Here is a 24,661-nt window from a genome sequence, read left to right on the forward strand (position 1 = left end):
GCGCCCCGAGCGCCGGGTGGGGCGGCCTGCGGGTCGGACGGTGAAGCGCCTGGCACGGTGAGCCTGCCCTCACGGTTTTCCGGTTCCACACCTCGAGGGGGTACCGTTTGTACTACACCGCGTAGGCGGCGGGTTCTTGTGCGGCCCGCACCCCGGGCGGCGGCTGCCAGCGAAGGTGACTTCATCGGTTGTAAGGGAGCGGCGAGCGTGTCGGTACTTCTGTTCGGAGCGTCACACAGGAGTGCCCCCGTGCCTGTGCTCGAGAAGCTCGCGATCACCGAGACCGACCGCCCAAAGGTGCTGCACCAGCTGCTCGAGTCCCCGCATATCGACGAGGCCATGGTGGTCACCACCTGCAACCGCGTCGAGATCTACGCAGTCGTGGAGGCCTTCCACCCCGCCCTCGAAGCCGTGGGTGAGATCCTCGCGCGGCGCTCCGGTCTCGCGCTCTCCGAACTGTCGCAGCACGCATTCGTCCGCTACTCCGAGGCCGCGGTGCACCACCTGTTCTCGGTGGCCAGCGGCCTCGATTCGATGGTGGTCGGCGAGCAGCAGATCCTCGGCCAGATCCGGTCCGCATACGCCGCCTCCGACGAGGAGCAGGTCGCGGGCAAGGTCATCCACGATCTCGCGCAGCGCGCACTGCACGTCGGTAAGCGCGTCCACACCGACACCGGGATCGACCGCGCGGGCGCGTCGGTCGTGTCCGTCGCGCTCGAGCGCGCCGAGAAGGTCCTCGGCGAAGGCGGTGTAGGCAAGGCCGTCGTCATCGGCGCCGGGGCGATGGGTTCGCTCGCCGTCGCGCACCTGGCTCGCGCGGGCGTGCGGGACATCACGGTCCTCAACCGCACCGTCGAGAAGGCCGAGCGACTGGCGACGGCGGCCGTCGAGGCCGGCATCGCGGCGGCGCGCAGCGGATCCATCGACGATCTCGTCGCCGCCACGACCGACGCCGACGTGCTGATCGCCTGTACGGGCGCCGTCGGCTCGGTGGTGACGCTGGCAGACGTGCATTCCGCCCTCGCTGCCCGCGCCGCCGGGTCCGGTGAGCTCGTGGTCTGCGACCTGGGCCTACCCCGCGACGTCGATGCCGCGGTCGCGGGGCTCCCGGGTGTCACCCTGGTCGACATCGAGGCGCTGGCCCGGGAGCCCGGCGCGCAGGCCGCTGAGGAGGACGCCGAGAAGGCGCGCCTGATAGTCAAGGACGAGCTCACCCAGTACCTCACGGCTCAGCGCAGCGCGGAGGTGACGCCGACGGTGACGGCTCTGCGTCGCCGCGCGGCCGAGGTGGTCGAGTCCGAGCTGCTGCGCCTGGACGCGCGCCTGCCGGGCATGCAGGGCGACCACCGCGACGAGGTGGCGCAGACGGTGCGCCGCGTAGTCGACAAGCTTCTGCACGCGCCGACCGTCCGCGTGAAGGCCCTCGCAGCGACTCCGCAGGGCGACTCGTATGCGGCGGCATTGCGCGAGCTGTTCGAGCTGGCACCGGGCGCCACGGGCGTCGTGTCGGCGGCCGAGACGACCGAGGAACCGCGTGCCTGAACCCATCCGTATCGGCACGCGTGGCTCTCTGCTGGCCCTGACTCAGGCCGGAACCGTGCGCGACGCACTGATCGCAGCCGGGCACCCTGCCGAACTGGTCATCGTGAAGACGCCCGGCGACTCGAGCTCCGATCCCGTCGAGAAGATCGGCATCGGGGTGTTCACGTCCGCGCTGCGCGACGCGCTCGCGGAGGGCACCGTCGATGTGGCCGTGCATTCGTTCAAGGACCTACCCACCGCGCCCGACGAGCGCCTGGCGTTGCCCGCCGTCCCGACGCGCGCGGACCCCCGGGACGCGCTGGTCGCGCGTGACGGCATGGTACTCGGTGAGCTTCCGGCGGGCTCGGTCGTCGGCACCTCCAGCCCGCGGCGGGCCACGCAGCTTACCGCACTGGGTCTGGGTTTGGAAATCCGGCCCCTAAGAGGCAATCTTGACTCTCGGTTGCGCAAAGTAGCGGACGGTGAGCTCGACGCAGTGGTCGTCGCTCTCGCCGGTCTGGTGCGAATCGGTCGTCGCGAAGCGGTTACCGAGGCACTGGATCCGGTACAGATGATGCCGGCGCCCGCCCAGGGTGCCCTTGCTGTCGAATGCCGACGCGACGATGCCGACCTGCATCGCGTCCTATCCGGACTCGACGATCCGGCGTCCCGGGCGGCTGTAACGGCCGAACGGGCTCTGCTCGGCGAACTGGAGGCGGGATGCACCGCGCCCGTCGGTGCGATCGCGGACGTCGTCGAATCACTCGACGACGACGGTCGGATCTACGAGGAGCTGTCGCTGCGGGGCATAGCGCTCGCGCACGACGGCTCCGACTCGGTCAAGGCCTCCGCGGTCGGTCCGCTGGGCGACGCCGACGCGCTGGGTATCGCGTTGGCGCGGGAACTGCTCGACCTGGGCGCGCGCGATCTGATCGCCGTCGCACCCGAGTAGAGCGGAGCCCGACCACCCGGCCGAAACGCCGGGAGACCCGAGAAAGCCCGGCGCGAGCCGGGGCCGCACACCGGGGACAACAGAGAGCTAGTACATGAGCACTGCACAGTCCGCACCGACCGAAGCCACCGGTCAGTCCACCCGCAAGTCAGCGTCGGCCCGGGGCCGCGCGGTGACGCCGGGACGCATCACCTTCATCGGCTCGGGGCCGGGTGATCCGGGACTGCTCACCCTCCGCGCTCAGCAGACTATCGTGGGCGCCCGCACCGTCTACACGGACCCGGACGTTCCGTCCGGAGTGCTCGATCTGGTAGGGACGGCGCTGGAACCCGAACCCGCCGCCGACCAGCCTGACGACGGCACGGCGCAGGGCGCCAAGAGCAAGTCCGCGCAGAAGGGCCCGGCCCTCGTCAACCCCGCGCGCGTCGTACCGGCGCTGGGCGAGCCCGGCGAGGTCGCCAAGGCACTCCTCGGCCAGGCGCGGCACGGCCACGACGTGGTGCGCCTCGTCGCCGGCGACCCGCTCGCGTCACCCGCGGTGCACGCGGAGATCGCAGCAGTCGCCCGCACACAGATCGTCTTCGAGATCGTTCCCGGCCTGTCCTCGTTGGCCGCCGTGCCGACCTACGCGGGCATGCCGCTCGGCGGCGCGCACACCGAGGCGGACGTCCGCGGCGAGGTCGACTGGGCGTCCCTCGCCTCGGCGCCCGCGCCGCTGGTGTTGTCGGCGACGGCCGAGCACCTCGCGGACACGTCCGCAGCGCTCATCGCGCAGGGGCTGTCCGCGAACACCCCGGCCGCTGTCACCGTCTCCGGGTCGACCTGTAAGCAGCGCACCCTGGAGTGCACGCTGGGGACCCTCGACGAGACGGGCGCCGCGTTGCCCGGCCCGCTCGTCGTCACCATCGGCAAGGTGGTGAACCAGCGCGGCAAGCTGTCCTGGTGGGAGTCGCGCGCGCTGTACGGCTGGACCGTGCTCGTGCCGCGGACCAAGGAGCAGGCCGCCGATATGTCGGAGCGCCTGCGCGGCCATGGCGCCATCCCGATGGAGGTCCCGACCATCGCGGTCGAGCCGCCGCGAAGCCCCGCGCAGATGGAGCGCGCGGTCAAGGGCCTCGTCGACGGCCGCTACCAGTGGGTGGTCTTCACCTCCACCAACGCCGTGCGCGCCGTGTGGGAGAAGTTCACCGAGTTCGGCCTCGACGCTCGTGCGTTCTCGGGCGTGAAGATCGCCTGCGTCGGCCAGTCGACGGCCGACAAGGTGCGCGGTTTCGGTATCGAGCCGGAGCTGGTGCCCAGCGGCGAGCAGTCGTCGCTCGGCCTGCTCGACGATTTCCCGCCGTTCGACGACGTCTTCGACCCGGTGAACCGCGTGCTACTGCCGCGGGCCGACATCGCGACGGAGACCCTTGCGGAGGGCCTGCGCGACCGCGGCTGGGAGATCGACGACGTGACCGCGTACCGCACCGTCCGCGCCGCGCCGCCGCCCGCCGCGACCCGCGAGATGATCAAGACGGGCGAGTTCGACGCGGTGTGCTTCACTTCGAGCTCCACGGTGCGCAACCTCGTGGGCATCGCGGGGAAGCCGCACGCGCGCACGATCGTCGCCTGCATCGGCCCCAAGACCGCCGAGACCGCCGACGAGTTCGGCCTGCGTGTGGACGTGCAGCCCGAGACCGCGTCGATCGAGGATCTCGTCGAGTCCCTCGCTGCGCACGCGTCCCGGCTCCGCGCCGAGGGCGCGCTGCCTCCGCCGCGGAAGAAGCCCCGTCGGTCGCGGTCGTAGGGCGGGGTCGATGACGTACCCCGCCATCCGGCCCCGTCGCTTGCGCACGACGCCGGCCGTGCGCCGCCTCGTCGCCGAGACCTCGCTCGAGCCACGGCAGTTGGTGTTGCCGATGTTCGTGCGGGACAAGGTGGAAGAACCGGTGCCGATCGGCTCGATGCCGGGGGTGGTGCAGCACAGCCTCGACTCCCTGAGGGCCGCCGCCGACGAGGCCGTGCGGGCCGGCGTGGGCGGCCTGATGCTGTTCGGCGTGCCAGACGAGGCCGACAAGGATCCCGAGGGCACGGCCGCATCCGAGCCCGGTGGGATCCTGAACCGGGGCCTTGCGGCCCTGCGCTCGGACCTCGGCGACCAGGTCGTGATCATGGCCGACACGTGCCTCGACGAGTTCACCTCGCACGGGCACTGCGGCGTGCTCACCGACTCCGGCATCGTCGATAACGACGCCACGCTGGAGCGATATGTCGCGATGTCACTCGCGCAGGCTGAGGCGGGGGCCCACATGCTGGGCCCCTCCGGGATGATGGACGGCCAGATCGGAGCCATCCGCTCGGCCCTCGACGTCGCCGGGCGTACCGACGTCTCGATCCTGGCGTACACCGCGAAGTACTCGTCGGCGTTCTACGGGCCCTTCCGGGAGGCCGTCGGCTCGTCGCTGAAGGGCGATCGCCGCACCTACCAGCAGGACCCCGCGAACCGTCGTGAGGCGCTGCGCGAGCTGGGTCTCGACCTGGCAGAGGGGGCCGACCTGGTGATGGTCAAGCCCGCGATGAGCTACCTCGACGTGTTGGCCGACGTGGCCGCCGCGTCCCCGGTACCGGTCGCGGCGTACCAGATCTCGGGCGAGTACGCGATGATCACCGCCGCCGCGCAGAACGGCTGGATCGACCGCGATGCCGCCATCATGGAGTCGTTGACCTCCATCCGCCGCGCCGGCGCCGACATCGTGCTCACCTATTGGGCCACCGAGGTGGCGCGTCGGCTCTCGCCGCCGGGACACGATTCGGCTGCGGGGACCCGATGACGCAGCTGCCCTTCGGGCCCAGGCCGCCCGGCCCGCCGGCACCGCCGGAGGGGCCGGAACGCCCTGAGCGCCCTGCGGATCTCGTGCTCTCCGTGCGTATCTGGATCTTCGTGATCGTCGCGATGGCGGCGTCGCTCGCGGCGCAGATCCTGCTGACCGCGGACGACAACCTGAGGTCGGCATATCACGAATTCGAGAGCTCGCAGCAGATGAAGGACGCCCGCGCGCAGGGTGTCGCGTTCGACTTCGAGCAGTTCCGCACCATGGCGTACGTCGTGTGGGCCGCGATGATCGGGTTCGGCGTGGTGGTCGGCGGGGCACTGGTGCTGCTGCTCGCGAAGGGCAAGGGGTGGGCGCGGCCGATCCTCGACTTCGCCGGCGCCCTGGTGCTCGCGGTCGCGCTGCTGACCCTGGTGTCGTCGCACGAGCCCTACGTCGCGGTGCCGGCGATTCTGGGCGGCGTGGCCGCACTCGGCGCGCTGATGATGATGCACACCGCCGACTCCACGGCGTTCCTGTTCCCGGGGCGGTCCCGACGGTGACCGAGTCCTCCGCGCCGTCCCCGGTGCTGTACGAAGAGCACGGCGTCTCGCGCCTCTGGCTCGTGATCGCTCCCGTCCTGGCGATCGTCATGCTGGTCACCGAGTACGTGAACGGCGTGACCGTGCACTGGCCGCTGTGGCTGGGCCTGGCGGTGCTCGCGGATCTGTTCATCGCCATGCAGGTCTACGCCGGGCGCACGCACATCAGCGTCCGGCTCGATCGCGACTCCCTGCGGTGCGGTAACGAGACCGTCGCCGTCGGGGCGATCGACGAGATCCTGCCCGGCTATGCGCCGGACGACGTCAAGCGCCGCAAGGGCGCCCCCGCCCCCGATGCGCCTGCCTGGACTCGCGCGCGCACTCTCGGCCAGCTGCCCCGGGTACCCCGTCGGCGTTATCCGATCGGCCTGCGCCTCCAGGGCGGAGAGACCGTGCAGGCCTGGGCGAAGAACGACTACGCCCTCCGCGAGGCCCTCGCACCCCTGGTGTCGGCGTAGCCGGAGGCCCGCCGTGCCGGGGAGCCGGTACTTCAGGGGAGCCAGACATCACGCCGCGGGCCGAGGGCGCGGGTGATCCGCTCCTGCTGGTGCGGGGGCATCGGCGGCAGGTCGCCGGCGTCGAACCACGCGACCTCGGTGGACTCGTCGTCTGCGACGCGCGCCTCGCCGGAGACGTAGCGGCACAGGAACAGGATCGAGAGATACTGGGACACATCGCCGTTGGGGTAGGTGACCACATCGTCCGTGCGCACCGAGACCAGGTCGACGATGCGTGCCGTCACGCCCGTCTCCTCGGTGATCTCGCGCAGGATCGCGTCCGCGGGCTGCTCGCCGGGTTCGAGCACCCCGGCGGGGCTGGCCCAGTGTCCGAAGTCCGAACGCTTCCCGAGGAGTACCCGGCCTTCGTCGTCCACGACGACTGCGGCGACTCCGGGAAGCCACAGCAGGTCGGTGCCGATCTTCCTGCGGATGGTGCGGATGTATTCGGGGATGGGCATGCTTGCACCGTACGCACGGCGACGGGAGCGGGCATGGCGGGACTGACCGAGCTGGTGGAGCGGGCGGCCGCGCCCGGCGTGGTGGCGGCGATCGACGATCCCGGCGGAGGTGAGCTCGCCGTCGTCGGCCGGGCCACCCTCGACGGCGCCCCGATGACCCGCGACACCGTCTTCCGGATCGCATCTGTCACCAAGCCCGTCCTCGCCGCGGCGGCCCTCGTGCTGGTGCAGCGGGGCACCGTCGGGCTCGACGACGATGTGGCGCGGTGGTTGCCCCCGCTGGGGTCCGTTCGCGTGTTGCGGGACCCGGCCGGGCCGCTGGACGACACCGTGCCGCTCGCGCGGCCGATCACGGTGCGGCACCTGCTGGAGTCGTCGTCCGGCATGGGCTTCGTCTCCGACTTCGGAGCGCCCGTCATGGAACTGCTCAGGGAACGGCTGCACCAGGGCCCGCCCGACCCCGACTCGATGCCCCCGACCGACGAGTGGGTGGCGCTCCTGGACCAGGTGCCTCTCGTGCACCAGCCGGGTGCGGGGTGGAGCTACAACACCGGCTACGAGTTGCTGGGAATCGTGCTGGCGAGGGCGGCGGGCACCACGCTGGGTGAGGTGCTGGCCGAGACGCTGTTCGAGCCGCTGGGGATGGCCGATTCCGGCTTCTGGACCGCATCGGGACGCCTCGGTGACGAGGTGGCGGCCGGCCCCGACGGCCTGTGCGTCCTCGATCCGCCCGCGGGCGCCTACACGCGCCCACCCGCGTTCGAGTCGGGTGCCGGGGGACTGGTGTCGACCGTGGACGACCTGCTGCGATTCGGGCGGATGCTGCGCAGCCGCGGCGCAGATGTGTTGACGGAGGAGTCGGTGCGGGCGATGACGACGGCGCACGTGCCGCCGCAACCGGGCAACGTCTTCATGGACGGGGCCGGGTGGGGATACGGCGGCGGCGTCGACGTGGCGGCCGGCCGGCCGTGGCAGGTGCCGGGGCGGTACGGCTGGATCGGCGGCTCGGGGACGGCCTTCTACCTCTACCCGAATGGCCGGATCGCGGTGTGGCTCAGCCAGTTGCAGCTGCGCGGCCCCGACGACTACTCGGCGATCGGCGAGTTCCTCACCTACGCGGCCTCCGCGTGAGCGTCGATTACCCCACGGGGGTATGCTGGGCGGCGTTGCGGGCAGGATGGAACCCGATCGTCTTCTAGGCAGGAGTGTGGAGATGGCAGTCGAGACCTACACGGTGACGGGCATGACGTGCGCTCACTGCGCTGCGTCGGTGCGCGAGGAGATCTCCGAGATCGCCGGGGTGACCGAGGTGGACGTGAACGTCGATACGGGCGCGGTCACCGTGACCAGCGATGCCGCGCTGCAGCGCGATGCCGTCGCCGCCGCCGTCGACGAGGCCGGTTACGCCCTGGCTTGAGCCCGGATCGGTGGTCCGGCGTCGTCGGCTGATCCTCACAGCGTCTTCCAGGTGATCGTTCGGAGACCTGCTCTCGGGCGTGCACCTGCGGGCACGGCCGAGCCGCGCTTGACCAGTTCGCGCCGGGGGACCCCCTGGGCGATCCGGGCCTCGAGCACGTCGGGATCGAAGTCCACACCGATCGGGTCGGCCTCGAATTCGCCGCTGTCCAACCAGGCCAGCAGCTCCTCGTTGGTGGCGAAGTTGTCGACCTGGAGCTCGAGCCGGTGGCCGTCGGGGTCCTCGTAGTACATCGAGGTCGTCGGTCCGTGGTTGATCGTCCACACGGGTTCGATCCCCAGGTCGGCCAGCCTTCGGTAGTTGGTGACCAGCTTGTCGAGGCTCTCGTAGGTGAATGCGATGTGGTCGACACCCCAGAACTTCCGGTGCCTGCTCCAGACGATCCCCGGAATCCGCAGTAGCCACGGCGTCCCGATGAGCGCGATCCGGTGATGCTCGTGGTCGTAGGTGATGAACGTGATCATCCTGTCCTCGAAGGTGACCGTGCCGTCCAGCACGGTGGTGTACCACTCGGCCATCTCTCGCCTGCGCGGCGTCTTCATGACGACGTGTGCCAGCTTCGACGGTGCGTGCGGGTGAGGCTCCCGTGCGAGGTCCTCGGAGCTGACTCTGATCATGGGTGCGGCTGTGTTCCGTTTCATGCGCAGTCCTTGCGTCGTGGGTTCCGAGATGGTGGTGCGCCGGACGAGGCATGCCGACGCGGTCCGGTCAGCAGACGACCCGGTTTCGTTGGGTGCCGAAGGGCCCGAGGGTGAGTTCGACCAGATCGCCCCTCCGGAGGAATCTGAGCTGCTCGAGGCCGGAACCGCCGGTACAGCATCCGGTGCCGAGTACCTCTCCGACCGCGAGGGACTCGCCGCGGGAGGCCTCTGCCACCATGGCCGGGACGCCGTGCCGCATGTCCGACGTGGTGCACGTCGCGCGCAGCCGGGAGTTGACGCGGACCTCGCCGGTCAGCGCACGCGGATCGGGGACCTCGTCGCGAGTCGCGAGCCACGGCCCCAGGACGTTGCCGGTGTCGAAGTCCTTGCCCTTCGCCGGGCCCATGCCGGAGAACAGCTCGCCGACCAGGACGTCGCGTGCGGACAGGTCGTCGAGGAGCGTGTAACCGAATACGTGCCCCGGCGCGTCCGACTCCTCGATGTCACGTCCCGCGGCGCCGATGACGACTGCGAGTTCCAACTCGTAGTCCAGTTGCCGCGTGTAGGCCGGCGCCGAGACGTCGTCGTAGGGGCCGATGACGGAGAGGTGGTTCCCCTTGTAGTAGGCGGGACGGCGGTACCAGTGCCGGGGCGGCCGGAGTATGCCGGTCCGGCGTAGTGCCCCCGCGACGATCTTGCCGGCGCGTACCTCGACACCGGCCTCGAAGGCGCCACGGACATGCCCCTCGTAGACGCTGAAGTTCCGCATCCGTGGCGGAGCCAGGGGCGCGATCAACCGCACGTCTGCCAGCGGGCGGACGAGCTTCTCGGGCGCACAGGCGGCGAGCGCCGACGCCCGAGGGCTCGCGATCGCCCACTGCTTGATCAGGGTGGTCATAGGGTCGGGTTCGGCGGCCGGTAGCGGCGGGTCGAGCACTCCGTCGAGTTCGAGTACATGGGCCGCATCGAGTCTGGCGCCGACGTGGACCACGCCGTCGGCGATGTACCGGCCCAGGATCACGGCGTGCCGCCGATCGCCACCAGCGCGCCTATGCCGAGCACCGCGTCCTCGATGATCGTTCCCAGATTTCGAGCTCCTGCGCGGTCGCCCGCGCCCATCGCAGCTGCTCTGGTCCCCGCGAGCAGAATGGCGGCGACGGCCCACGATTCCACGAATGCGCGCTCTCTTCGACCGAGGGCATAGCGGGCCACACCGAAGGCCAGACCCGCGTTGAACGCCCCGATCTCCCGCTGGTACCAACGTGACTCGGGCCAGCCGTACCAGTCGGCGACGCGACGGGGCGCAAGCCAGTGCCCAGCGAACGCTCCCAGTCCCATCGCCAGTGCCCCCGCTCCGAGTCCGATCGTGACGGTGTTCTCGCGTGTCATAGCACCTCCTCAACACTTGACTGATTATCAATCAGTTGGAAGACTACGTCTCGTACCCGACGGCGTCAACGCGTCCGGAAGAGAGGAACGTGTGAGTAGGAATCAGATCGCAGGCCAGCGCATCCTGGTGACCGGAGCGTCGAGCGGCATCGGCCGGGCGTTGGCGATCCGGCTGGCCGGAGCAGGCGCGCGCGTCGCCCTGGTGGCGCGCAGAACGAGTCTGCTGCACGAGGCCGCGGCCGAGATCGTCGCGGCGGGCGGTGCCGAGCCCGTTGTTCTCACTGCGGACCTGTCCCAGCGGGGCGCCGCCACGCAGCTCGCCCATCAGGTGTTCGATCGTCTCGACGGGGTCGATGTGCTCGTCAACAACGCCGGCGCGAATCTGACCGGAGCCTTGAGTCGTTACGCCGACGACGACGCCGCCCGCGCCGTGTTCGAGACCAACCTCTGGTCACCGCTCGCGCTCACCGCGGCCGTGGTCCCCGGGATGCGTCGTCGCGGCACGGGCACGATCGTCAACGTCACGTCGACGGTGCAGGCAGTGCCGTTGCCGCTCCTGGGCTACTACGCAGCGTCGAAAGCCGCTCTGGCGCAGGCGACCACCTCACTGCGAGAGGAGCTCGCCGCCACCACGATCCGGGTGTTGGAGGTGACCCCGGGAGGCACCGACACCGCGCTCCGGGACGTCGACGGGCTGCCGTGGCGCGGGGCCGCGCCGCGGACGATTCCCCCGGTCTCCGCCGAGGCGATGGCGTCCGCGATCCTGCGCGCCCTGCAGAGCGACACCCGCCGCCTGGTGTACCCGCGTTACTCGCGTGTGCCGCTCGAACTCCCCGCGGTCGGGCGGCTCGTAGCCCACATAGCCGGTCGGCGGGTCGACACCCTAGGCGCACTATCCGACGAATCCCCAGGAGACCGACCATGAACCGACTTCCCATCGTCATCGCCCGCCGGCACGAGCGCGCCGGCGCGCTCGCCGCGCTCGCACACGTCGGAACCGCGCTCGTCGCGCATTTCGCCGTTCCGCCGGGGTTGGACACCAGGCTCGGACTGGTCGCCGATCCGTGGTTCCGCCGCGAGACCGGTACCGCCAACGCCGGCTATGCCTACGGGGCGATCCGCGTCTATCGCGGAGACCGCGACGCGACGTTCCTGCGGGCGACGGCCATCGCCGGCCTGGCGATGGCAGGCGTACGCAGCGTCGCCACGTTGCGCGGCGAGCGCCGCGGCGTCCTCAGTGGTGCCGTCATCGCCAGCGACCTCGCGCTCGGGCTCGGCGCCCTCGGGCTGGCCCACCTCATCGATCGCGAGCACGACGGGGCCCGATCCCGGCTGCAGCGATTCGTCACCACTCCCGCCCTGCTGAGGCTGCACGAGGAGTCGCTGAACTAGCGTTGCCCCATCATGTCCGCAAAGTCGAACGCCGCCCCCGACCGCCGTCGGCTCCTGATCGCCGCCGCGCGCGACCTGTTCGGCACCCGTTCCTACGACAAGGTGACCACCACCGAGATCGCCAACACCGCCGGGGTCGCCTACGGCCTGATCGCCCACCATTTCGGCAACAAGCGCGGCCTCTATCTGGCTGCCATGGACGACATCCGGTCGGAGATCGACGCCAGTCAGGACGAGCCCGTTCCGGGCGATACGCTCGAGGAACAACTGCACAACGCCCTGCGGCGCCATGTCGCATACATCGACGAACACCGGACCGGCTACATCGCCCTCATGCGCGGAGCCTTGGGCGCGGACCCCGACATGCGGTCGAGGCTCGATGAGCTCCGCTGGGGAGGCGCGACGCGCATACTGCAACGGATCGGCGTCACGGGCGAGCCCTCTCCAGTCCTCCGCGCCGCGATGCGGGGTTGGGTCGCGATGCTCGACGAGTTGATGCTCGACCGGCTGGACAACGCCGATACCAGCATCGAATCCGTCGTTCAGCTGGCCGCGGACGCCTTGATCAGCACGCTGAGGACCGCGCATGCGATGGGCCCGGTCGTGGTGTCGGATCCCGACGCTCTCGATATGATCGTCGACCCGGGCGGCCCACCCTGACCTACCCGCCGCACGCCGATCGGTCAGACCCCGCGCCGATAGGGTGTTGCGCATGACCAACCCCGAATCCGCCGCGCCGCCCGTCCAGCACGAGTGGGTCGCCGGTCCCGGCGACGCCGCACGGATCGCGCTCACCGCGACCATGGCGACGGTCCGGCGCCCGGCGTTGGTAGTCGTCGCCGTCGTGTGGTTGCTGTACATCGTGATCCGTGCGGTGGCCGTTGGCCCGGACGTCTGGCTGATCGGGATCCTGCTGCCGCTGATCCCGGTGGCGATCACGTACTTCCTCGTATATCGCAACCTCCGCGCCTCCATGGGACCGGGAGCGCAGTGGGTATCGGGGTTCGGCGAGGAGTCCATGCTGATCGGAGGGCCGTTGGGCAGGTCGGTGCTGCCGTACCGATCCCTGAGCGGCATCCGGGTCGGTGGCCGCCTCGTCTTCCTCACGGTGAGGCCCCGCGGTCGCCTCGGCTTCCCCGCGGCGCTGTTCCCGCCGGACGCCGTCGCTCACGTCCGCGCGCGTATCGACGACTGACCGGACGGGGCCGCTACTGCGGTGCGGCCACGCTGTTCTCGGGACGGAGCATCGGCAGGTCGAGTGCGGTGTCGGGGATCCCGAACGCGTCGACCAGGGTTTCGGCCAACGGACGGGCGGCGCCGCACAGCTCGTTGACGCCACGCCGCACCGCCTTGGCGCGCTCCACCGAGATGTGCCGGTGCATGAGGTACCAGCCCAGGTCCCGTTCGAGCAGCGAGTAGACGTACAGGTTGCGCATCATCTTGAGCGTCTCGCGGGTGGGCCGGTCGGTGACGTCCGTGATCGCATCGACGATCGCCTCCAGCACGATCCGCTCGATATGCGACTCGCCCACCTTGATCAGGTGATCCTGCGTCTCGGTGAAGACCTCCAGCGCGTCCGCGTCCTCCTCCTTGGCACGCCGCATGCGGGCGGCCGCCGTTCGGAGCAGGTGGTTCTCGCGGTTCCGCAGCAGGCGCAGCTGGGTACCGGGGTGCGTGAGGTCGCTCTGCTCGGTGTCCTCGTCGGAATCGTCGAGGAGCGTCTGCACCACCTGCCGGGCCGCGGTCTTCTCCAGCGCGACGTCGCGGGCCATCGACGCCACGAACCGGACCCAGCCGACCGCGGTCAGGCCCTGCACGTCCTCGGCGTACGCCGTGAGCTGCTCCTTGGCGACGAGCTGCGTGAGCACCAGGTTGTCGCCCTCGAACGTGGTGAACACGTCGATGTCGCCGCGCAACAGCGGGAGTCGGTTCTCGGACAGGTACCCCGCGCCGCCGCACGCCTCGCGAGCCTCGGAGATCGCGTCCGAAGCCAGCCGGGTGTGGCCCGCCTTGATGGCGGCGGCCTTGCCCTCGATCTCGCGCGCGTAGTCGGGGTCCGTGTCGCCGTCGCCGGACTGCAGCTCGTGCAGCTCGGCGGTGAGCTCGTTCTGCGCGATCGCGAACGCGTAGGCGCGGGCGACCAGGGGTAGCAGCCGGCGCTGGTGGGTGCGGTAGTCCAGCAGCAGCTGTTCGCCGGGCTCGTCGGGCGCGGAGAACTGGCGCCGGAGCAGCGCGTACTTCACCGCGATGGTCAGGCCCAGGCGGCCCGCAGCCCCGGCCGAGGCGCCGACGGTGACGCGCCCGCGCACCAGGGTGCCCAGCATCGTGAAGAAGCGCCGATTGTCGGACTCGATGGAGCTCGTGTACGTGCCGTCCTCGGCGACGTCGCCGTAACGGTTCAGCAGCTCGGCGCGCGGGATGCGTACGTGGTCGAAGACGATGCGGCCGTTGTCGACGCCCGGCAGGCCGCCCTTGTAGCCGCAGTCCGATGTGGTGACGCCCGGCAGATCCTCACCGTTCTCGTCACGGATCGGCACGACGAAGCAGTGCACGCCGCGTGATTCCGGCTCCTCGCCGGGACCGGCGGTGATCAGCTGCGCGAACACCGCGGCCCAGCGCGCGTGCTGACCGGCACCACCGATGTAGTCCTTGCGCGCCGACGGCGTGGGCGAGTGGATCTCGAACGCGCCCGACTCCGGAATGTAGGTCGCGGTCGTCTCCAGGTTCTGCACGTTGGAGCCGTGGCCGCTCTCGGTCATGGCGAAGCAGCCGACGACATCGAGGTCGATCAGGCCGCGGACGTACTGGTCGTGATGGTGCGCGGTGCCGAGATTCTCGACCGCGCCGCCGAACAGGCCCCACTGGACGCCGGCCTTGACCATCAGCGACAGGTCGCCGTAGCCGAGCGTCTCGATGGCGGTGATCGCCCCGCCGACGTCGCCGGTGCCGCCATGCTCTGTACGGAAACCATCCGCCGGGAAGCCAAGGGGCACCATGGCTTTCATCTGATCGAGCATGAGTGCCCGATACTCGTCGAGGGAGAGGCCCGCCTTGGGGACGAGAGCCTGCTCCTGGATCTGATTGCGGACGGTGTCCCGCTTCGCTGCCCAGCGCCCGTCCAGGACCCCGCGAAGCGATGCCGCGAGCTCCGGCCCGGGTTCGGGGCGCGGGTGTCGGCGCCCGGACTCCTCGCCGGTGGGCTCCGTCTCGGTGGAGGTCTCGGCGGTCGACGACGCTGTCTCTTCGCTCATGCGCCTACCGTACCGGCGCATGCGCCGGATCCGGGCTCGGCTCCACTGCACGGGGTGCGGAGGACGCTACGCTGGTCGGACGCACAGTTGGGAGCGACGATGTCCGACGAGTATGCAGATCTCGGTGACTTCGAGTACGAACGGAAGTTCGTGCTGGAAGATGTCCCGGCGGCCGCGGCGCAGGACCCGACACCTGCGTTGCTCGTACAGGCCTACCTGTTCGCGTCCGACGGTTACGCGGTCCGCGTCCGCATCCAGGCGCCCGCAGCCGCGCTCGCGGTCGGCGCGATCACGCCTGCCGAGCTGGACCCCGCCGCCCTGATCGACGCGATCGGGGATTCCGCGGACCTCGCGACGATGGGCGCGAAGGGCCCGGCGGCGGGCGGAACGCGCTACGAGGCGGAGCGCGAGATCGATCCGCTGGTCGCGGGCCAGATCATCCGGCGCAGTGAGCACGTGGTCGCCAAGCGACGGTTCGCGATGTGGCTCGGCGACGACGGGTGGGTCGTCGACGAATTCCTCGGCGCGGACGCGCCGCTCGTGGTCGCCGAGGTCGAGCGGGGCGGCCCGGTCACCGATCTCGCCATCCCGGACTTCTGCGTCACGGAGGTCTCCGAGGACGACCGCTTCCGGAACGAGTCCCTCGCCTATGCGCCGTATTCGGGATGGCGGGAGCGTTTCGAACGCGAACTCGCCGTAACCGGTCCGCAGTTCGTACACACGTTGGGGCAGAACCGGATCGGCCCGGCGTAGTGACCTGTGCGCCGCTCGTCGAGCGCTCGGGGCACATCTCGGGAATGATCGGAAGCGGCCTCCGGCCACCGTCGCTCTGCGGCGGTCAGGGGCGGGGCCGGTTCGCCGACGACGTCGTGCCGGTCGCCGTCCGGTGGGTACCTGTCCTCGTCGCCCCGAACGTCGCTCTATTCTGAGAGGGCGCCGACTCCGGCGCAGGACGAAAGGTGCGGCGCTGTGGGCGAGGTCGGTATTGCGGACGGTGCGAGCGCGGACGGTACGGATGCCGCGGGCGTGAAGATCGAGGGCTCGGACGCGCAGGGGGTCGACATCGACACGCTGCTCAGCTCGATGACCGATATCGCCCGCGACATCTCGCGCGCCCCCGGAGTCGAGGAGACCCTCGCGAGCGTGACCCAGGCGTGCATCGACCTCATCCCCGTGGTCACGGCCGCGTCGATCCTCAGCGTCGAGGGGCCCGAGACCTACGTGTCCCTCGCTCCGACCTCTGATCTCCCGCGTCGCCTGGACGAGCTGCAGAATCGCTTCCGGGAGGGGGCGTGCTGGGACGCGGCCACGGCCGATTCGGTGACCCGCTCGCCGCGCCTGCGCGACGAGTCCCGGTGGCCGCACTTCGCGCCTGCCGCGGTGCTGGAGGGCGTGGAGAGCATGCTGTCCTTCCGGCTGTTCACATTCGACAAGCGCGTCGCCGCGCTGAATCTGTTCGCCGACGTCCCGGACGCGTTCGGGAACGAGGAGGAGACCGTGGGCGGCATGCTTGCGACACACGCGGCGACTGCGATGATCGCCAACGATCGCCAGCTGCAGTTCCGCTCCGCGCTAGCGAGCCGCGACATCATCGGGCAGGCCAAGGGCATGCTGATGGAGCGCTTCGACGTGGACGCCGTGCGTGCGTTCGAGCTGCTCACGCAGCTGTCGAGCGAGCGCAACACCCGGCTGGTGGAGATCGCCGAGCTCGTGGTCGAGAAGGGCTCGGCCCAGCGTCGGCGGTCCTGACACGCGGCCGGGCGCCCGACGTCAGCCGGGCGGGATCCGCTCCGCCGCGACGGCGATCGCGGCCAGGGTCGCCCTGTCGCCGGTCCATGCGTACGCGTCGAGGGCGGTGTCGGCCAGTTTGATCACGTGCTCGTCGCCGTGTGCCGCAGCGCGCGCGAAGGCGTCATCGGCGGTCGCCTCCGCGGGGCGGTGCGGCCGCGCGTCGGGCGGGCCGTACGCGGCGTAGATCGCCGCGCTGGCGGACCAGCCGGCCGCGAAAGCATCGCCCCACATGCCCTCGGGGAGCGCGGGGAGGACCCGAAGGATCGCGCTGGGTGCGGTCGACGCGTGTACCAGCATCACCGGATTGCCGTGCGCGCGTTCGGAATAGCGAGTCACCGAGGCTATGACGACGGCGCGCAGCCCGGCCATCGGATCGGGTGCCGGGGCGAGGGCTCGCTGCGCCTCGGGCCAACCTGCCAGGTGTGCCAGCTGTCCCAACCGGTCGCCGGCGCCGCCCCGCTGGTCCGGGATCGGCGGTACAGCGCCGAGCGCCTGTGCCGGAGTGAGGCTCCCGGCGGGGGCTGCGAGAGCGGGAACCTCGTGCCACCGCGCCGCCCAGTAACCGAGCGCGTCGGCGAGTTCCGTGATGCGCGGTGCCGACTCGCCATCGGCGAGGAGCGTGCGGACGGCGTGTCCCACGCGGATGACCCCGTGCGTCGCACCCGCTGCGACCCCGGGGAGCAGTCGGGGCCACCACCGTCCGAGCACATCCCGCCACGGGTTCTCCCGGAGCTCGGCGTCGAACAGTGCGAGCCATTCGGGGAACGCTGCCCGGTCGCCGAGCAGGTCCCGCCAGTCGGCCGGCACGCGACCCGCGGCAGGGGCGGGCATCAGGCGTCGGCGGTACGTGTCCAGCCACCTCTCGACGTCGTCGCCGTGACCCCGGCGGGCCAGGGATTCGGCCACCATCGGACCGTGGTTGCTGAGATATCCCTCGAATTCGGGTCCGGTGCGGTGGAGCCGGCGGTAGGCGTCGTCGAGTTCGTCGTCGGTCATGTGGCCAGCCAACAACCTCGAGAATGGTTCAGGTCAAGGGTAGGCGGCTCTCACCTGCACGTGGTATCTTCTCTAGCGCGCACTGAGACCACGGTGCGGGCGGTGCGAGTGCCTCGTGACCAGCCTGCCGTGGTGTGCGATTCCTTCATTCACCACCACGATCGGTGGTCGCTCGGTCTCGCGACGTCCACGCCGAGCGTTTCCCGGCCAGCGCAGACCTCGCCCGCGGCATATCGTCCCCTCTCTGACGGCCGCGGGCGATCCAAGGGCCCGGCCCGCGGCTTCCGTACGGACCGCGGGCCGGGATCCGCTGGGCCACCGGAGATTCCGGGGCCGAACGTCACCCCTGGATCGCGGGTGCGTCGGCGCTGCGGTGCTCGGACGCGTCCGCGCCCTGCCAGGCCCGACGGTGTGCGGCATCGGGGTCGTACTCGACGCGCGTGCGCCGGTCGATGATCAGGGTCGCGCGGCGCTCCGCGTCGTATCGCGGCCACTGCGATGCGGGGGAGCCGGTGCGCGCGAAGGAGATCCAGTCCGACTGCATACGGTCGGTGATGTCGATGGCGGCCCGCTGGTCGCCCAGTGCCGCCACCGTCCTGCCGAACAGGCCGCGGTACACGCCGAACACGGCCAGCAGCTCGGTCGCGTGCGTTGCGCCGAAACCGCTCAGCAGCAGTGGCTTCGGCGCGAAATCGAAGCGGTAGAAGTACACCGGCGCGTGCAGCGCGTGCGCCTCCGCGATGCGCAGGGACGGCGCCCAGAAGAGCAGGTCCCCGAGGATCCGGATCCGGCCGCGGTCGCCGGGCATGTCCTTGTAGCCGCCCACGATCCGCTCGGTCGCGACATCGTCGAAATCCGACAGCATCCGGGCGACGCCCCGGTCCGACGGCGGTTTGCCCGCCGGGGGCTTGGTGAACATCGTGCCTTCGTCCCGATTCGTGCCGATGATGAGCGGCACCTTGTGTCCCCGGCCCGCGGCGATGGTCTCGGCCGGGTCCCGGGGGAGGTAGTCACCGTCGACGGTGGGCCCGAAGGGAACCGCACTCGCGTCCTCCCGTTCCGCGCTCGACATGAGCCGCTGGCCGGCCCTGCCGAGCTGCGCGGGCGCCGCGGCGTCGAGCAACTCCGGCACCGGGCCGGACGCGACCGAGCCCGGTGCGGTGGAACCCGACTCGCGCATGCTCTCGCGCAGGATCTCGACGAACTTCTCGGCCCACGAGCGCGAACGCTCCTGGGGCACGGTCATCGTCGGTGCCGAGCTCTCGGCGACGGCGCGGTGGAACAGCCCGGCCGCGGCCGGCGTCGCGAGCAGGGTGGTGACGGCGTTGCCGCCCGCGCTCTCGCCGAAGACGGTGACGTTGTCCGGGTCGCCGCCGAAGGCGGCGATGTTGCGCTGGACCCACTCGAGCGCGGCGACCTGGTCGCGCAGACCGAGATTCGAGTCGAACCGGCGATCCGCCGTGGAGAATCCCGACAGGTCGAGGTAGCCCAGCGCGCCGAGCCGGTAGTTGATCGACACGAACACGACGTCGCCGCGCTCGACGAGGGAGAAGCCGTGATAGATCGCCTGTGCCGAGCTGCCCAGGATGTACGCGCCGCCGTGGATGAAGACCATGACGGGACGCGGGCCACCGGGGCGGCGCGGCGCGACGACGTTGAGGGTCAGGCAGTCCTCGTCGATCTCCTGGTACGAGCGGATCCCGGTGCGCAGTGCGCTCTTGGCCTGCGGTGCAGCAGGGCCGAACTCCTCGGCCGGGCGCACCTGCGTCCACGGCTCCACGGGCTGTGGCGCCCGCCAGCGCAGCGGGCCCACGGGTGGCGCCGCGAACGGGATGCCGCGCCAGCTGTGGGTCGAGCCGGTGACGATGCCCTGGACTGGGCCCTCAGCGGTCTCGACTATCGGTCCGGGTTCACTCACCATCTTCTGGCTCCTTCGCTACACGTCCATCGTCCGTGCGACTCTCGAGAGTTTCCTGGTCGATCCCTGTCAGCAGCGTGGCGATCTCCTCCTGGAATCCCTGCACGATAGGCCACGGATCGGGTACCTGCTTCTTGTCCGCGATCACCCCGATGCCGAGGTTCCCGTCGGACGAGAACACCGTCACGTTGAGCCCGGCGCCGTGGAAGACGGGACCGAGCGGGTACATCGACTCGATCCTCGCGCCCAGGAAGTAGAGCGGGAAGTCGGGGCCGGGCACGTTGGAGACCACGAGGTTGTAGATCGCGGGGTGCAGGGAGGCGAGGTTGCGGTCGCCGTACACCTTCGCGGCGGTCGACAGGATCGCCGCGGGGGCGAACTGGGCCCACGACCGCAGGATGTTGGAGTCGATCTCGCTATGGTGGTCCTTCGCCGTCGCGGCGCGCTCACGGATCGCCTCGAGCCGCGCGGCCGGGTCGCCGATCTCCGTCGCCAGGCGCAGGAACATACCGGTTACCTTGTTGGTGCCGGACACCATGACGTCCATCTCCTCGGCCGCGTGCACCGACACCGGGATCATGCTCACCAGAGACTGCTCGGGCAGCTCGTCCCGCGCCCCCAGGTACTCGCGCAGCGCGCCCGAGACGGCGGCCAGCACCACGTCGTTGAGTTTGACCCCGAAGTGGTCCTTGACGCGCTTGACATCCGCGAGGGGCACCTGCGCGAACGCGATGGACCGGTGCGGGCCGATGGTCGCGTTGAACACCGTCCGCGGCGCGCTGAACGGTGCGGGCATGGCCTCGCCCCGGCGGGCGCGCTGCACCCAGCGCAGCGGGACGGCAGCCGTGCGGGGGAGTAGTGACACCAGCGACAGGGGCCGCCTCACCACGTTGAGCGCACCCTCTGCGGCGAGCTCCAGTACGGGTGCGCGGCCCGCGCTCTTCCGCATCAGGGCCGGGTCGAGCTCCGGTGGCTCGGGTGTGAGCGAGCAGAGCTGCGCCATCAGTCCCGCGCCCGTCACACCGTCGACGCCCGCGTGGTGCATCCGGACCAGCACGCCGATCCGGTCGTTCCCCACGCCGTCACCGCCCCCGTTCTGTGGTGCCAGCCCTTCCATCACCCACATCTCCCATAGGGGACGCCCGCGGTCGAGCGGCAGGCCGGAGATGTGCGCGCACAGTTCCGCCAGCTCCCGCTCGCCGCCCGGCGCGGGCACGGCGACGCGGTGCACGTGCGCCTCGATGTCGAACTCGGTGTCCTCGACCCACACGGGGTGGTCGAGGTTCACGACCGACGAGTGCAGTCGCCGCCGGAACTGCGGCATGGCCTGGATCCGGCGTGCGAGCTCGGCGCGTAGGTCCTCGAAGCGGTAGCCGCCGGCCACAGTGGCCGGATCCAGTTCGATGATCCCGGACACGTTCATCAGCTGCGAACGGGACTCGAGGTAGAGGAAGCTGGCGTCGAGTCCGCTCAATCGGTCCATTGCTCAGTTATACGTCGCGCGGGCCGCCTGATAGTGGACCTGCGCGTCCCCACGGAGCCGCGCCTGTGAGATCCCTGCCGGAGGAACCGGTCACTCCACTACACCCTGTCGTTGACGGGCGCGATGGTTTTGGGACACTGGAGACCGTGATCGATCCCCACCCCGCCGGCCAGGCCGCACAAGTCCGCGCGTCGGCCGAGCTGTTCGCTCGCGCGAGCCGGTCGACGCCGGGGGGTGTGAACTCTCCGGTGCGCGCGTTCTCGGCGGTCGGGGGGACGCCCCGGTTCATCGCGTCCGCCAGCGGTTGCACGCTCACCGACGCCGACGGCAACAGCTACGTCGACCTCGTCAGCTCGTGGGGACCGATGATCCTCGGGCACGCGCATCCCGCCGTCGTCGAGGCCGTGCAGGCCGCCGCGGCGACGGGCCTCAGCTTCGGCGCACCCACCGAGGCCGAGATCGCTCTGGCCGAGGCCATCATCGAGCGGGTCGCACCCGTCGAGCAGGTCCGCCTGGTCAACTCCGGTACCGAGGCGACCATGAGCGCGGTCCGTCTCGCGCGCGGGTTCACCGGCCGGTCGAAGGTCGTGAAGTTCGCGGGCTGCTACCACGGCCACGTCGACGCCCTGCTGGCCGATGCGGGCTCGGGCGTCGCCACTCTGGGCCTTCCCACCAGCCCCGGAGTGACGGGCGCACAGGCCTCGGACACCCTGGTGCTTCCATACAACGACGTCGACGCGGTGCGGGAGACGTTCGCGGCACACCCCGGCGAGATAGCCGCGGTGATCACCGAGGCCGCCGCCGGGAACATGGGCGCGGTGGCCCCGCAGCCCGGCTTCAATGCCGCGCTGCGCGAGATCACCGCCTCAGGCGGCGCGCTTCTCATCATGGACGAGGTGATGACGGGATTCCGCGTGAGTCGTGCCGGCTGGTACGGGCTCGACCCCGTCGCGGGCGACCTCTACACCTTCGGCAAGGTCATGTCGGGCGGGCTACCGGCCGCGGCCTTCGGCGGGCGTGCGGACGTCATGGCGCGCCTGGCGCCGTCGGGGCCGGTCTACCAGGCGGGAACGCTGTCCGGGAACCCGGTCGCCGTCGCCGCCGGCCTCACGACCCTGCGGCACGCCAGCGACGACGTGTACGCCACCCTCGATGCCAATGCACGTCGTCTGGGCGACCTCATCGACGGCGCGCTCACCGATGCAGGAGTCCCGCACCACGTGCAATATGCGGGCAACCTGGTGACGCCCGTGTTCAGCGAGCAACCGGTCACGAACTACGCCGAGGCCAGGGCCGCCGAGACCTTCCGCTTCGCGCCGTTCTTCCACGCCCTGCTCGAACGCGGCGTCTATCCGCCGCCCAGCGCGTTCGAGGCGTGGTTCGTGTCGGCCGCCCTCGACGACGACGCCTTCTCGCGCATCGCCGACGCCCTACCGGCAGCCGCCCGCGCCGCCGCCGAAGCACAGGAGGCCGCGTGAGCGACCAGACGATCGTCCACGTCATGCGGCACGGCGAGGTGCACAATCCAGACGGGATCCTCTACGGGCGCCTGCCGGGTTTCCACCTGTCCGAGCGCGGCCGCGGGCAGGCGCAGCTCGTCGCCGATGCGCTCGCCGACCACGACGTGGTCGCCGTGTTCGCGTCGCCGCTGCAGCGCGCACAGGAGACCGCGACGCCGATCGCCGCGGCGCACCGTGTGCCGATCATCACCGACGAGGAGCTGATCGAGGCCGGGAACCGGTTCGAGGGGCTACGTGTGTCGGTGGGGGACGGTGCGCTGCGCGACCCGAAGCACTGGCCCAAGATGCGCGACCCGTTCACGCCGTCCTGGGGCGAGCCCTACCTGCAGATCGCACACCGCATGCTCGGCGTCGTCGACATCGCCCGGGAGAAGGCCCGCGGCCATGAGGCCGTGCTCGTCAGCCATCAACTGCCGGTCGTCACGCTGCGCCGGTTCCTGGAGGGAAAGCGGCTGTGGCACGACCCCCGTCGGCGGCAGTGCTCGCTGGCCTCGCTGACCAGCCTGGTCTACGAGGGCGACGCGCTCGTGGACCTGATCTACTCCGAGCCCGCCGGGGCCTCCGATCCCACGGTGACCGGGGCCTAGATGCGAACGCCTCGACTCGCGCGCACCGCCCGCGCGCTGACCGCCGCCGCAGCCGTGGGAGCGTTGCTCGGCACCGGCGCGTGCGCGACCGGTAAGGACGCGGTCGCCGAGCAGGGCGGCACCTTCCAGTTCGTATCGCCGGGCGGTAAGACGAAGCTCAGCTACGACCCGCCCGGTAAGCGAGGGACGATCGGTGCCGTGTCGGGCCGCAGTCTGATGGAGCCGGACAAGACGGTGTCGGTCGCCGACTATTCGGGCAAGGTCGTCGTCATCAACGTCTGGGGCCAGTGGTGCGGGCCGTGCCGCGGCGAGGCCGACGATCTCGAAGCCGCGTACCAGGCCACGCGGGCCAAGGGGGTGGCGTTCCTCGGCATCGACTTCCGCGAGACCGGTGGCGACCAACCCGCACAGGACTTCGTCCGTGACCACAAGATCACCTACCCGTCGATCTACGATCCGCCGGGCCGTACCCTGCTCGCGATCAGCAAGGACTATCCGACGACGGTCGTGCCGTCGACGATCGTGCTCGACCGCAAGCACCGCGTCGCCGCCGTCTACCTGACGACGGTGTCCAAGGCGGACCTGGAGCAGAAGGTCACCGCTCTGGCCGCGGAGCCGGACGGGGGGACCGCATAGTGGGCGAGGCCTTCCAGAACGCGGCCGCATCCGGCCCGCTGCTCCTCGCGCTAGCCGCGTGTGCGCTCGCGGGTCTGGTGTCGTTCGCGTCGCCGTGCATCGTCCCCCTGGTGCCCGGCTACCTGTCGTATCTGTCCGGCCTGGTCGGCGCGGAGGCGCCGCCGGCAACGGCGGCGCAGGCGGGCGCCATCCGCCGCTCCGGCCGCTGGCGCGTCGTCGGCGCGGCCGCGCTGTTCGTTGCCGGCTTCACGGTCGTGTTCCTGCTCATGACGATGACGGTGTTCGGCGTCGCGTCCTCCATCCGGCTGAACGCGCAGATGCTGGAGCGCATCGGCGGTGTGATCACCATCGTCATGGGCCTGGCGTTCGTCGGACTCGTGCCGTGGCTGCAGCGAGACGCCCGGTTCCGGCCCCGGCAGTGGACCACCATCGCGGGTGCGCCGCTGCTCGGCGGCGTCTTCGCGCTGGGCTGGACCCCGTGCACGGGCCCGACGCTGGCGGGGATCCTCTCGGTGGCTGCGGGCTCGGGTGCCGATGTCCCGCGCGGCACCGCGTTGATCGCCGCCTACTGCGCGGGCCTCGGGATCCCGTTCGTGGTGCTCGCGCTCGGCTCGACCATGGCGTTGCGCGCCGTCGGGTGGCTGCGCCGCAACTCGCGCCGCATCCAGGTCGTCGGCGGGATCCTGCTGATCGGAGTCGGTATCGCACTCGTCACCGGCTACTGGGACGTCTTCGTCGGGCACATCCGCAACGAATTC

General features: G+C 70.7%; 26 protein-coding genes. 18 read left to right on the forward strand and 8 right to left on the reverse strand.

All coding sequences use genetic code 11. The features are described from left to right. The first annotated feature begins 207 nt into the window (after positions 1 to 207). The 6 genes from P0W64_RS19445 (at position 208) to P0W64_RS19470 (ending at position 6,322) form a co-directional block, all read left to right on the forward strand. Entirely contained in the window at positions 208 to 1,542 is a 1,335-nt protein-coding gene (locus P0W64_RS19445; protein ID WP_275481827.1) for a glutamyl-tRNA reductase, read from the forward strand. Next, positions 1,535 to 2,473, forward strand: coding sequence for a hydroxymethylbilane synthase (gene hemC / locus P0W64_RS19450; RefSeq protein ID WP_275481829.1), 939 nt, complete (start codon positions 1,535 to 1,537; stop codon positions 2,471 to 2,473). The genes P0W64_RS19445 and hemC overlap by 8 nt, the downstream gene beginning before the upstream one ends. A gap of 94 nt (positions 2,474 to 2,567) precedes the next feature. Next, complete coding sequence (locus P0W64_RS19455; RefSeq protein WP_275481831.1) at positions 2,568 to 4,259, forward strand: bifunctional uroporphyrinogen-III C-methyltransferase/uroporphyrinogen-III synthase; 1,692 nt, start codon at positions 2,568 to 2,570, stop codon at positions 4,257 to 4,259. A gap of 10 nt (positions 4,260 to 4,269) precedes the next feature. Then, positions 4,270 to 5,283, forward strand: a complete 1,014-nt coding sequence (gene hemB / locus P0W64_RS19460; RefSeq protein WP_275481833.1) for a porphobilinogen synthase — start codon at positions 4,270 to 4,272, stop codon at positions 5,281 to 5,283. Next, complete coding sequence (locus P0W64_RS19465; protein WP_275481834.1) at positions 5,280 to 5,825, forward strand: hypothetical protein; 546 nt, start codon at positions 5,280 to 5,282, stop codon at positions 5,823 to 5,825. Before hemB ends, P0W64_RS19465 begins: the two co-directional genes overlap by 4 nt. Beyond that, complete coding sequence (locus tag P0W64_RS19470; RefSeq protein ID WP_275481835.1) at positions 5,822 to 6,322, forward strand: DUF3093 family protein; 501 nt, start codon at positions 5,822 to 5,824, stop codon at positions 6,320 to 6,322. The genes P0W64_RS19465 and P0W64_RS19470 overlap by 4 nt, the downstream gene beginning before the upstream one ends. A 32-nt stretch (positions 6,323 to 6,354) precedes the next feature. Here P0W64_RS19470 and P0W64_RS19475 read toward each other — a convergent pair whose 3' ends face one another. Further along, entirely contained in the window at positions 6,355 to 6,822 is a 468-nt protein-coding gene (locus P0W64_RS19475) for an NUDIX domain-containing protein (protein ID WP_275481836.1), read from the reverse strand. Between the two features lie 33 nt (positions 6,823 to 6,855). On the opposite strand from P0W64_RS19475, the gene P0W64_RS19480 reads away from it, so the two are divergent. Both P0W64_RS19480 and P0W64_RS19485 read left to right on the forward strand, forming a co-directional pair. After that, positions 6,856 to 7,953, forward strand: a complete 1,098-nt coding sequence (locus tag P0W64_RS19480; RefSeq protein ID WP_275481837.1) for a serine hydrolase domain-containing protein — start codon at positions 6,856 to 6,858, stop codon at positions 7,951 to 7,953. 82 nt (positions 7,954 to 8,035) lie between these two features. Continuing rightward, positions 8,036 to 8,239 carry a heavy-metal-associated domain-containing protein gene (locus P0W64_RS19485; RefSeq protein ID WP_275481838.1) on the forward strand — a complete coding sequence of 68 codons (204 nt, stop codon included), beginning with the start codon at positions 8,036 to 8,038 and terminating at the stop codon, positions 8,237 to 8,239. 35 nt (positions 8,240 to 8,274) lie between these two features. Here P0W64_RS19485 and P0W64_RS19490 read toward each other — a convergent pair whose 3' ends face one another. From P0W64_RS19490 to P0W64_RS19500, 3 genes are all read right to left on the reverse strand, one after another. Next, on the reverse strand, positions 8,275 to 8,940 hold the full coding sequence (locus P0W64_RS19490; protein WP_275481839.1) for a VOC family protein: 666 nt from the start codon (positions 8,938 to 8,940) through the stop codon (positions 8,275 to 8,277). Positions 8,941 to 9,007: 67 nt separating this feature from the next. Continuing rightward, positions 9,008 to 9,961 carry a fumarylacetoacetate hydrolase family protein gene (locus P0W64_RS19495; protein WP_275481840.1) on the reverse strand — a complete coding sequence of 318 codons (954 nt, stop codon included), beginning with the start codon at positions 9,959 to 9,961 and terminating at the stop codon, positions 9,008 to 9,010. Continuing rightward, a complete protein-coding gene (locus tag P0W64_RS19500) occupies positions 9,958 to 10,329 on the reverse strand; it encodes a hypothetical protein (RefSeq protein WP_275481841.1) in 372 nt (123 codons plus the stop codon). The genes P0W64_RS19495 and P0W64_RS19500 overlap by 4 nt, the downstream gene beginning before the upstream one ends. Positions 10,330 to 10,420: 91 nt before the next feature. On the opposite strand from P0W64_RS19500, the gene P0W64_RS19505 reads away from it, so the two are divergent. The 4 genes from P0W64_RS19505 to P0W64_RS19520 are packed head-to-tail and all read left to right on the forward strand — an operon-like array spanning position 10,421 to position 12,916. Beyond that, the gene (locus tag P0W64_RS19505) at positions 10,421 to 11,254 is read left to right on the forward strand and encodes an SDR family NAD(P)-dependent oxidoreductase (protein WP_275481842.1); all 834 of its coding nucleotides are present in this window, start codon (positions 10,421 to 10,423) and stop codon (positions 11,252 to 11,254) included. Further along, positions 11,251 to 11,721 (forward strand): hypothetical protein, encoded by a 471-nt coding sequence (locus tag P0W64_RS19510; RefSeq protein ID WP_275481843.1) that lies wholly within the window; start codon positions 11,251 to 11,253, stop codon positions 11,719 to 11,721. Before P0W64_RS19505 ends, P0W64_RS19510 begins: the two co-directional genes overlap by 4 nt. A 12-nt stretch (positions 11,722 to 11,733) precedes the next feature. After that, entirely contained in the window at positions 11,734 to 12,381 is a 648-nt protein-coding gene (locus P0W64_RS19515) for a TetR/AcrR family transcriptional regulator (RefSeq protein WP_275481844.1), read from the forward strand. A gap of 52 nt (positions 12,382 to 12,433) precedes the next feature. Next, positions 12,434 to 12,916 carry a hypothetical protein gene (locus P0W64_RS19520; RefSeq protein WP_275481845.1) on the forward strand — a complete coding sequence of 161 codons (483 nt, stop codon included), beginning with the start codon at positions 12,434 to 12,436 and terminating at the stop codon, positions 12,914 to 12,916. Between the two features lie 13 nt (positions 12,917 to 12,929). Here the strand turns inward: P0W64_RS19520 and P0W64_RS19525 are convergent, their stop codons facing one another. After that, on the reverse strand, positions 12,930 to 14,972 hold the full coding sequence (locus tag P0W64_RS19525) for an acyl-CoA dehydrogenase (protein ID WP_275481846.1): 2,043 nt from the start codon (positions 14,970 to 14,972) through the stop codon (positions 12,930 to 12,932). Between the two features lie 99 nt (positions 14,973 to 15,071). Between P0W64_RS19525 and P0W64_RS19530 the strand changes: the two genes are divergently transcribed. Both P0W64_RS19530 and P0W64_RS19535 read left to right on the forward strand, forming a co-directional pair. Then, on the forward strand, positions 15,072 to 15,725 hold the full coding sequence (locus P0W64_RS19530) for a hypothetical protein (RefSeq protein ID WP_275481847.1): 654 nt from the start codon (positions 15,072 to 15,074) through the stop codon (positions 15,723 to 15,725). Between the two features lie 216 nt (positions 15,726 to 15,941). Next, positions 15,942 to 16,721, forward strand: coding sequence for a GAF and ANTAR domain-containing protein (locus P0W64_RS19535; RefSeq protein ID WP_275481848.1), 780 nt, complete (start codon positions 15,942 to 15,944; stop codon positions 16,719 to 16,721). A 21-nt stretch (positions 16,722 to 16,742) separates the two neighbouring features. Here P0W64_RS19535 and P0W64_RS19540 read toward each other — a convergent pair whose 3' ends face one another. The 3 genes from P0W64_RS19540 to P0W64_RS19550 form a co-directional block, all read right to left on the reverse strand. After that, a complete protein-coding gene (locus P0W64_RS19540; RefSeq protein ID WP_275481849.1) occupies positions 16,743 to 17,759 on the reverse strand; it encodes a questin oxidase family protein in 1,017 nt (338 codons plus the stop codon). Between the two features lie 340 nt (positions 17,760 to 18,099). Further along, on the reverse strand, positions 18,100 to 19,680 hold the full coding sequence (locus tag P0W64_RS19545) for a carboxylesterase/lipase family protein (RefSeq protein WP_275481850.1): 1,581 nt from the start codon (positions 19,678 to 19,680) through the stop codon (positions 18,100 to 18,102). Continuing rightward, a complete protein-coding gene (locus P0W64_RS19550) occupies positions 19,670 to 21,160 on the reverse strand; it encodes a wax ester/triacylglycerol synthase family O-acyltransferase (RefSeq protein WP_275481851.1) in 1,491 nt (496 codons plus the stop codon). Before P0W64_RS19550 ends, P0W64_RS19545 begins: the two co-directional genes overlap by 11 nt. Positions 21,161 to 21,309: 149 nt before the next feature. On the opposite strand from P0W64_RS19550, the gene hemL reads away from it, so the two are divergent. From hemL to P0W64_RS19570, 4 genes are all read left to right on the forward strand, one after another. Further along, positions 21,310 to 22,638 (forward strand): glutamate-1-semialdehyde 2,1-aminomutase, encoded by a 1,329-nt coding sequence (gene hemL, locus P0W64_RS19555; protein ID WP_275481856.1) that lies wholly within the window; start codon positions 21,310 to 21,312, stop codon positions 22,636 to 22,638. Positions 22,639 to 22,661: 23 nt separating this feature from the next. Next, positions 22,662 to 23,267: a histidine phosphatase family protein gene (locus P0W64_RS19560; protein ID WP_275481857.1), complete on the forward strand. Its 606-nt coding sequence runs from the start codon at positions 22,662 to 22,664 to the stop codon at positions 23,265 to 23,267. Next, complete coding sequence (locus P0W64_RS19565) at positions 23,268 to 23,903, forward strand: TlpA disulfide reductase family protein (RefSeq protein ID WP_275481852.1); 636 nt, start codon at positions 23,268 to 23,270, stop codon at positions 23,901 to 23,903. Further along, on the forward strand, positions 23,903 to 24,661 hold a 759-nt coding region (locus tag P0W64_RS19570), incomplete at its 3' end, for a cytochrome c biogenesis CcdA family protein (RefSeq protein ID WP_275481853.1). The genes P0W64_RS19565 and P0W64_RS19570, both read left to right, overlap by 1 nt.

This window comes from Tsukamurella sp. 8F (assembly GCF_029167375.1).
Classification (GTDB): domain Bacteria; phylum Actinomycetota; class Actinomycetes; order Mycobacteriales; family Mycobacteriaceae; genus Tsukamurella.